The organism is Halapricum sp. CBA1109 (genome assembly GCF_009741825.1).
In the GTDB taxonomy this organism is placed as follows: domain Archaea; phylum Halobacteriota; class Halobacteria; order Halobacteriales; family Haloarculaceae; genus Halapricum.
In genome coordinates, this window is sequence record NZ_WPCA01000131.1 from 1 (window position 1) to 7,476 (window position 7,476).

9 protein-coding genes and 3 pseudogenes are annotated in these 7,476 nt (G+C 68.2%); 5 read left to right on the top strand and 7 right to left on the bottom strand.

Annotation, left to right across the window (positions count from 1 at the left end):
• Positions 1–383 precede the first annotated feature (383 nt).
• Positions 384–821, top strand: a complete 438-nt coding sequence (locus GJ629_RS12765; protein WP_157513394.1) for a DUF5807 family protein — start codon at positions 384–386, stop codon at positions 819–821.
• A gap of 6 nt (positions 822–827) precedes the next feature.
• Here GJ629_RS12765 and GJ629_RS12770 read toward each other — a convergent pair.
• Positions 828–1,912, bottom strand: a pseudogene (locus GJ629_RS12770) (DHH family phosphoesterase).
• Position 1,913: 1 nt separating this feature from the next.
• Positions 1,914–2,330 (bottom strand): universal stress protein, encoded by a 417-nt coding sequence (locus GJ629_RS12775; RefSeq protein WP_157513395.1) that lies wholly within the window; start codon positions 2,328–2,330, stop codon positions 1,914–1,916.
• A gap of 97 nt (positions 2,331–2,427) precedes the next feature.
• Between GJ629_RS12775 and GJ629_RS12780 the strand changes: the two genes are divergently transcribed.
• Positions 2,428–2,874, top strand: coding sequence for a universal stress protein (locus tag GJ629_RS12780; protein ID WP_157513396.1), 447 nt, complete (start codon positions 2,428–2,430; stop codon positions 2,872–2,874).
• Here GJ629_RS12780 and GJ629_RS12785 read toward each other — a convergent pair.
• Together GJ629_RS12785 and GJ629_RS12790 are read right to left on the bottom strand one after the other, a co-directional pair.
• Positions 2,866–3,396, bottom strand: a complete 531-nt coding sequence (locus tag GJ629_RS12785) for a GNAT family N-acetyltransferase (protein ID WP_157513397.1) — start codon at positions 3,394–3,396, stop codon at positions 2,866–2,868. The two genes, GJ629_RS12780 and GJ629_RS12785, sit on opposite strands and share 9 nt — an antisense overlap.
• A 10-nt stretch (positions 3,397–3,406) precedes the next feature.
• The gene (locus tag GJ629_RS12790) at positions 3,407–3,760 is read right to left on the bottom strand and encodes a universal stress protein (protein WP_157513398.1); all 354 of its coding nucleotides are present in this window, start codon (positions 3,758–3,760) and stop codon (positions 3,407–3,409) included.
• On the opposite strand from GJ629_RS12790, the gene GJ629_RS12795 reads away from it, so the two are divergent.
• The gene (locus tag GJ629_RS12795; RefSeq protein ID WP_370515904.1) at positions 3,694–4,452 is read left to right on the top strand and encodes a DUF5806 family protein; all 759 of its coding nucleotides are present in this window, start codon (positions 3,694–3,696) and stop codon (positions 4,450–4,452) included. The genes GJ629_RS12790 and GJ629_RS12795 overlap by 67 nt on opposite strands.
• Positions 4,453–4,532: 80 nt before the next feature.
• Here the strand turns inward: GJ629_RS12795 and GJ629_RS12800 are convergent, their stop codons facing one another.
• On the bottom strand, positions 4,533–4,838 hold the full coding sequence (locus GJ629_RS12800; RefSeq protein WP_157513399.1) for a hypothetical protein: 306 nt from the start codon (positions 4,836–4,838) through the stop codon (positions 4,533–4,535).
• A gap of 92 nt (positions 4,839–4,930) precedes the next feature.
• On the opposite strand from GJ629_RS12800, the pseudogene GJ629_RS12805 reads away from it, so the two are divergent.
• Positions 4,931–5,691 (top strand): annotated as a pseudogene (locus tag GJ629_RS12805) (PHP-associated domain-containing protein).
• Here GJ629_RS12805 and GJ629_RS12810 read toward each other — a convergent pair.
• Positions 5,685–6,173 carry a metal-dependent hydrolase gene (locus tag GJ629_RS12810; RefSeq protein ID WP_370515905.1) on the bottom strand — a complete coding sequence of 163 codons (489 nt, stop codon included), beginning with the start codon at positions 6,171–6,173 and terminating at the stop codon, positions 5,685–5,687. The pseudogene GJ629_RS12805 and the gene GJ629_RS12810 sit on opposite strands and share 7 nt — an antisense overlap.
• Before the next feature lie 54 nt (positions 6,174–6,227).
• Positions 6,228–6,740: a CinA family protein gene (locus GJ629_RS12815; protein ID WP_157513400.1), complete on the bottom strand. Its 513-nt coding sequence runs from the start codon at positions 6,738–6,740 to the stop codon at positions 6,228–6,230.
• A gap of 88 nt (positions 6,741–6,828) precedes the next feature.
• On the opposite strand from GJ629_RS12815, the pseudogene GJ629_RS12820 reads away from it, so the two are divergent.
• Positions 6,829–7,476, top strand: a pseudogene (locus GJ629_RS12820) (hypothetical protein); the annotation flags it as partial.

A 7,476-nucleotide genomic window follows, 5' to 3' on the forward strand; every position in this document is an offset into this window, starting at 1 on the left:
AAAAAGGCCGGAATCGCCGACGGCGATTCCGGTGAAACGGCGCTCACTGCGTTCGCGCCGTATGCTGGACCGCCACAGCAACAGCACCGCACCAGCAGGCCTGCCACTACCACTTTTTCCTCCCTCGGGTGTCCTCGCTCGCTTCGCTCGCTGCGGGCACCGCTCGGTCAGAAAAAACGTGGGGAAACGTACTCTGCTCGCTTGCGCCAGCGGCGCTGCGCGAGCAGTGAAACGGTGCCTGCGGCGCCGTATACTGGACCGCCACAGCACCGCGGCCACAACAGCAGGCCTGCCCTTCCCCGACGGGAGCGACGAGACGCTCCCGCGGCCACCGCACCGCCCCGCATCGCGGTTCTTTTCCACCCGGACGACCTTCTGGCGGTATGAGCAAACTGGAGTCGTTCCTCGCCGGCGACCGGCCCGACGACGTGGCCTTCTTCCTCCACGAGGACGCCGTCGAGAACATCGGCGCACTCGAGGAGTACGCGGAATCTGTCGCGGACGGCGTGGTCCTCGTCCTCCCGGGCGAACAGGGCCGCAGCGCCTTCCAGAAGGCCGCCGGCATCGACCCGATGGAACTCTCACAGCAGGCGGTCGGCACCGAGGGAGACATCCACCGGGACCTCTCGGGCGGCGTCTGTCCCGCCAAGGAAGAGGAACCCGAGGAGAACCACACCGCTCGTATCGTCTTCTCGTTCGTCCAGGAACAGACCGACGACGTCGAAGGCATCTACACCGAGGGCGACGTGGTCCACGGCTACGCGGTCTGTACCTGCGGGGAACGCTACGCCGAGAAGTGGCTCGCAGACGAGAGCGAATAAGAGTCGCTACGCCGCGTCCGCTGGTTCTTCTTCGGGGTCCAACCGTTGGAAGGCGTCGATAATGGCCTGCTTGGCGACAGCGCCGCGTGTCGTCCAGTGGTGGGCGTAATCGAGCATATCGTCGTAGATGTCGGGCTTGCACCCGGCCGCGCGGGGGTGCCGCCGCCGTCGACCTGTCCCGCGACTTCGTGACACCGCTCGAAGTTCTCGGTGCCGCGGATGGACGCGCTCCCGGCGGGTTTGACGATGACGGCGGCGTCGGCCCCCTGCTCTCGGAGCGTCTCGGCGACCTCGTTCTGTGAACAGCGGCCGTAGGTGACGCCGACGGTCCACGGCCCGACTTCCCGGAGTTCCGCGCGCTCGACGGCCTTCTCGATGAGCGCTTCCTTCTCGACGCGTCGCTCTGCGAGGTATTCCTCTACCTCCTCGGGGAGGTCTGCGCCGTGGTCGGTGATCGTCTCCAGATACTCCTCGGGTTCGCTCCAGTAGGAGTAGTCCGCGAGGTCGTCGCTGCGCGGATCCTCGCGGATCCAGAGGTCGTGGTCGCGCGTTACGGCCACGAGGTCGTGATAGCGCTGTTCGAACTCGGCGTCGAGTTCCTCGATGGTCACGTCCGCCGAACACACCTCCTCGGAGGGACCGACGACGAGGTCCACGTCGGCCGCTCGGACCGCCGCGGCGAGGTCGGGGTCCCACTGGTGGTGGTCGAACCAGCGGACGAACTCCGCGGCGGCGACGAGGTCCTCGACCGGTTCGATATCCCCGGGGTCGTCGGGACAGAGGTCACAGACGTAAACGGCGGCGTCCTCGGGGACGTACTCTGCGGTCCACGCGAGGCGTCGAGCGAGGTCGTGGGGGCTGGCGGGGATCAGCGCGGCCCCGTCTGCCGCCAGTCGAATCAGGGCCGTACAGGCCAGTCCGTCGGCGTCGGGGTCGGCGACGACGACCGTCTCGGCGTCGGCAAGCGCCGCTTCTATCTCGCGTTCGGTCTGTTCGGCTTCGACCGAGTCCGGGCGGAAAAATCCCTCGCCGGGAAGGATAGACTTGCGCTCGATGGGCAGCGTCTCGCCGTCGATGATCCGGTCGTCCACGTCAAGACCCCCCGTTCGGCACCGGGACGTCCACGTCGGCGTCCTCCTCGAGTAGGCGGGCCGTCAACACCGGTACGGGCGACTGGCCGACGACCGCTTCGGCGACACTGCCCAGTAGGGTCCCGTTCGCGCCGCCGCGGCCGCGGGTCCCGGTGACGACGAGGTCGGCCGCTATCTCCTCGGCGTAGGCGCAGATTTCGGCCGCCGGGTCGCCCTCGCGTGTCACGGTCGTCACGGACGAGTCGCGGTCGGTCACGGCCGCGAGAGCGTCCGTGCCGTCGTCGGTGTCGGCCGTCTCGTCGCGGACGTAGCAGGCGTAGACGTCGGCGTCGAACCGGCCAGCGAGGTCCAGCGCGAGCGTGACCGCTCGCTCGGCGCTGTCGGAGCCGTCGGTCGCAAGCACTATCGTATCGAACATACCTCCCATTACGCCGGTCGGGGTATAAATGGGACGACCGCTCGGAGCCGGGACGAAGAGGTGGCTTTTTGCCGTCGCCGCGTCGAGTGCGTGGCAGATGAGCGTCGAAATCGAGACGATTCTGGTCCCGGTCGACGGAACGCCGGCCGCGAGCCGTGCTGTCGAGTACGCGGTCGCGGTCGCCGCCGCCTACGGTGCCGAGATTCACGTCCTCCATCTGGTCGAGGAGGACCCGCGGGAGGACCCGGACCTCGTCCCGTCGGAGATAGCCACCGAACAGGCCGAGTTCCTCGCGGCGGCGACGGGGGGGCTGCAGGCCGTCGAAGACGGCACCGTCTACGTGACCGCATCCACGGCGGCGGGGTTCTCACAGCGGTCGCTGGCCCGTAGTCCGGTCAGTGTCGTCCTCGACGCGGCGACGGATATCTCGGCGGACCTGATCGTCGTCCCGCGGGAGTCCGTCCGCGAGGACCCGACGGCGCTTTTGGCGAAGGCGGCCGAACACGTCCTCTCACACGCCAGCCAGCCCGTCCTCTCAGTGTAGCCGGATCGACATCTCCATCTCGAAGCTCTCGCTAGAACAGACCTCGAAGCCGACTTTCTTGTACAGCGCGATGGCGGCGTCGTTCCAGCGCTCGACCGTGAGCCAGACCCGGTCGAGGCCGATGTCCTGTGCGTGGCCCAGCAGTGTCCTGACGAGCATCGTTCCGATGCCGGCCGACTGGTACCTACCGAGGACGAAGATGGCCAGTTCGTGGGCGTCCTGTTCGTCGGGGACGAGCATCGCGTGGCCGACGGCGTCGCCGTCGTGTCGCGCGAGGACGCCGTAACAGTCCTCCTCGATGACGTTGTCCAGCCAGCGCTCGATGGCGTGGTCGTCTATCGGTGGGATGCCCTGCGCGCGGTCCTCGGGATTGAACTCCCGATACATCTCCAGCAACAGTGTGCGGTCGCTCGGGTCGACGACGTCGATGGTGATGGACCGCCCCTCGCCGTCGGTCGTCGTCCGTGGCGGGTCGGGAAACGGTCCGGAAACCGCCTCCGGGTAGATTCGCTCGCCAGTCATCGGAGCAGAGTCACCGGCGTTCGGAGTTGAGGACGACGAACTCGGCGACACCGCCGAGTTGAATCTTCCCGAGGGTGCTCCGGGAGCCACCGGCGACGACGAGGCGGTCGAACCCCTCGCCGTCCGCTATCTCGACCAGCGCGCCGCCGGGATGGCCCGAGACCGACCGCACGTCGGCGTCGAGGCCGGCCTCGTCGACCTCCTCGCGGACGCGGTCCGCTATCGTCGCTGTCGACTCGCCGACGGCGTCGTCCTCGTAGACGGCCACCGTCAGGTCGTCGCCGGCTTCGTTCGCCCGTGCCACCGTCTGGGAGAGGGCCTCCCAGCAGCGGTCGCTGCCCCCGATTCCGAGCAGGACCTTCATATCTCCCTTCTCGGCGGCGACCCGCTAAAGTCCACCGCTCGCTCGGCGGCGATACCCTTTTTCGCCGGGCGGCCGGACCCACCTCTATGGACGACTCCCCCGACACCGAGACGCCGGAGACGGCGGACGGCGACGACGCGGCCCCGGACGACGAGATTCCCGAGGACGTAAAGAAGTACGACCGGTTCAAGAAGATAGACACCGCGACATACGACCGGGCGAACGAGTTCCTGCGCGAGCGGACGTACGTCACCGCGCGGGAGTGGGCCATCGCCCGTCTCTGTGCCGATTTCCGCACCGAAACCGGCGTCGAGATGACGAAGATCGGCGAGAACCTGCCCGAACTCGTCCCCTTTATGACCGATACGTACACGCCACAGGCCGTGAATCAGGCACGGTCGTCCTTCGACGAGAAGGTCCGGAAGGCGGGCGCGACCTTCCTCTACGGCGCGATGTCGGACTTCTACACGGCTGAGGAACTGGACGACGTGATGTACGAGGTGACCGAGGTGGCGAAGTTCCTGCTGGAGGTCGAGGGCGTCGACCTGGCCGTCGAGCAGGAACTGGCCGCCGAGGACCAGATATCCTCGGTGATGCGGGACGTGCGCGAGCACTCGGCGGCGCTGCGCCACGACGAAGTGTGTTGTCCCGAATGTGGACACGAGTTCGAGGCTGGGGACGCAGGCCAGTGAGGGCTCCGTGCCCGAACCGCTGCGTCCACAGGCGAGTAGAGGCAGGTGAGTAAGGCAGAGAGTGGTCGCGGAGCGACCGCTCAGAGGCCGCCGGTCCCGCCTTCGAGGCGGTCGATGACCTCGCGGATGTCGGCGCTCTCCTCGATGCTCTCCTTGACGGACTCACGCTGGCGGACTTCGGCGGCCGTGGCGTCGTAGGCCCGGACGTACTCAGCCCGGCTGTGTTCCTCGAAGGCGTGCCGGATGGCGAAGTAGCCGTCCGGGAGCACCGTGCCACAGACCTTGCACTCGGCGCGGTCGTGTGCGGTCGCCTGGTGGACGATGAGGTCCTCGACGCGGTCGAAGGTCTCGCCGTGGCCCTCGATGGCGCACTCCCACTGTGTCATACGTAGTCGTACGAACGGGGAGGGGTATAAGTCCACCCGCTCTGTGCCGAACCAGAATCCATTTCTCCGGGCCAATCGAACGGCGGCCAGTGATGGACGACGACGTCGTCCGGGTGGATCCACACGTCAAGGTGCTCGACGAACGGGTGGTCCAGCGGGCGAAAGACCGCGGACTGGACGTCTTGGTGTACGCCCCCCACTTCGAGCGACTCCCGACGATCCGAGAGCGTGCGAGCGGTTCAGCGACGAGGAGCTACTGGTGGTCCCCGCCAGAGAGGTCTTCACCGGCAGTTGGCGTGACCGCCGGCACGTCCTCGCCGTCGGCCTCTCGGATCCGGTGCCGGATTTCATCTCGCTCGACGCCGCGATGGCCGAGTTCGACCGACAGGACGCGGCCGTGCTGGTCCCACATCCGGAGTTTCTCACGGTGAGTCTCACGCGCGAACAGATTGACCGGTACGCCGACGTCATCGACGCCGTCGAGGTGTACAACCCCAAGCACTGGCCGCGGCACAACCGACGGGCACAGACCATCGCCCGCGAGACGGGGCTGCCGACGTTCGGGTCCTCCTACGCCCACCGCCGTGCGACCGTCGGCGAGGTGTGGACGGCCTTCGAGGGAGAGATAACCGATAGCGCGACCCTCGCCACTGCGTTCCGGGAGGGAGCGTCCCGGCGGGTCCAGCGACGCGGCGGTATGGCCCACCGGCTCCGGTGTCTGGCGGAGTTCGCGGATCTGGGGTACGAGAACAGCGTCAAGAAGGTCGACCGACTCCTTCTCTCGGGGATGGAACCGACCCACCCCGGACACGTCGCCTACGGCGGGCGGTTCGACGACAGCCGGGTCTACTGAAGGCCGACGGCCTGCGCGCCGAGGTCGAGTACCTCCGGCGGGGCGAGTAGGACGATACCGGTGGCGACGGTCAACTCGAAGGCCGTCACCGCGATGGTCATCGGGCCGGCCCACTTGCTGGAGGTTGTGACGCCGATAGGGAAGCCGTACTCCTCGTCCCAGAAGGGATAGAAGAGTGCGATACCCCGTTTCGATCCGAAGATGTCGAGTACGTAGTGGGTGAGGACGCCGATCCAGACGAACTGGAGGTTCTCGAAGACCAGCGGGTACGCGAGGACGATTGCCAACACCGGCAGGTTGTGCAGGGTCTTGCGGTGTTTCCCGAAGGCGGTGTCGACGTCGGGGAACAGCGCACCGAGGATCACCGGGACGAACACCTCCGCGACGCTCCGGGCGGCCTCGAGGCTCACCGTCGGTTCCCGGAGGATTCCGATGCCGATACTCAGCAGAATCGCGTTCGTCACGTGCCCGCGTTTGTTCACACCTACTCGGAAGTCGGCCGTCGGTACAAACGTTTCCCCTCGGGCGACTGTGACTCACTCCTCGCGGGCGGTCAGGAGGTCCGAAAGCGTCCGCTCGGCCAGTCGCTCCCGGACGGTCGAGCGGTCGCCCTCCAAGCGGTAGCACGAGACTACCGTCGTCGAGTCGCCGCTCTCCCACGGGGCGGCGTGGGCGACGGCGACGAAGGCCGTCCCGACGGGTTTGTCCTCGGTGCCGCCGCCCGGGCCGGCGATGCCGGTGTTTGCGACGCCCCACGTCGCGTCGGCGGTGTCGCGGGCGGCCTTCGCCAGCTCGGCCGTCACCGCTTCGCTGACGGCCCCGTGGGCGTCGAGCGTCTCCCGGTCGACCGCGAGCAACTCCCGCAGGGCGTCGTAGTCGTAGGGGACCAGCACGCGGTCGAGATACGCGCTCGCTCCGGGGCGGTCGGTCAGCAACGCCCCGACTAATCCGCCGGTCGCCGTCTCGGCGACTGCGAGCGTTTCTCCGCTGTCGGTCAGCGCCGTCCCGACCCGCTCTCCGAGCGGTCGGTCGGCCGTCGAGTCGTCCATACGCCCGCTGTCGGGCCGGACGATGAAAACGGGTGGGGGCGGCCGTTCGGGACAAGACTTGTCGGTCGGCCCTGCGATGGCTCCGGCGATGAGCGCCGAGAGCGTCTCCCGGTGGGCCCGCCGACACGTCGCCGTCGGCGCACTGTTTCTACTCGCGTGGCAACTGGCGGCGCTCGGCGGCGCGCCACGGCGAACGGCCGTCGCGCTCGGCCTCTACGGCTTCGTCCTGCACACCGTCGCCGGAAAGGGGTACGCGCTCGTCCCCTCGTACTTCGACCGCTCGCTCGCGGTGTGCCGCACGCACCGGTCGTCACCCTTCCGCTGCTCTCCGCCGGGGCCGGCGGCCTCGCCCTTTCGGGGTTCCCCGCGACACCGCCGCTTCTCGGGACGCCGCGGCCGTCTGCTGGGCGCTCGGTGCAGTCGCTTCGCCGGTGCGCTCCTCTGGACCGTCCGGGACAACCTCATCGGCCGCGAGACGGGGACCGGCGACGCGAACGCCGACCGCCGGCGCGTCGACCGCTTCGCCAACGCCTTCGTCCCCATGGTCCTCGCGTATCTCCTCGCCGGGGCCTACGAGACTGTCGCCGCCGCGGCCGGGCTTCCGTCGGTCACCGGTAACGGCTTCGCGGGCGCGAGCCACTTCCTCGCGGCCGGCGTCGGCGCACTCCTCGTGTTCGCTGTCGGGTTCCGGTTGCTCCCGCGATTTCTCGTCAGTCACCCGCCGCCGGCGCTGGTC

Bases quoted from the DNA above. Each gene is read 5' to 3' on its own strand.
- GJ629_RS12785 (WP_157513397.1), bottom strand. From the start codon at position 3,396: ATGACTGGCGAGCGAATCTACCCGGAGGCGGTTTCCGGACCGTTTCCC.
- GJ629_RS12775 (WP_157513395.1), bottom strand. From the start codon at position 2,330: ATGTTCGATACGATAGTGCTTGCGACCGACGGCTCCGACAGCGCCGAG.
- GJ629_RS12790 (WP_157513398.1), bottom strand. From the start codon at position 3,760: ATGAAGGTCCTGCTCGGAATCGGGGGCAGCGACCGCTGCTGGGAGGCC.
- GJ629_RS12800 (WP_157513399.1), bottom strand. From the start codon at position 4,838: ATGACACAGTGGGAGTGCGCCATCGAGGGCCACGGCGAGACCTTCGAC.
- GJ629_RS12780 (WP_157513396.1), top strand. From the start codon at position 2,428: ATGAGCGTCGAAATCGAGACGATTCTGGTCCCGGTCGACGGAACGCCG.
- GJ629_RS12765 (WP_157513394.1), top strand. From the start codon at position 384: ATGAGCAAACTGGAGTCGTTCCTCGCCGGCGACCGGCCCGACGACGTG.
- GJ629_RS12815 (WP_157513400.1), bottom strand. From the start codon at position 6,740: ATGGACGACTCGACGGCCGACCGACCGCTCGGAGAGCGGGTCGGGACG.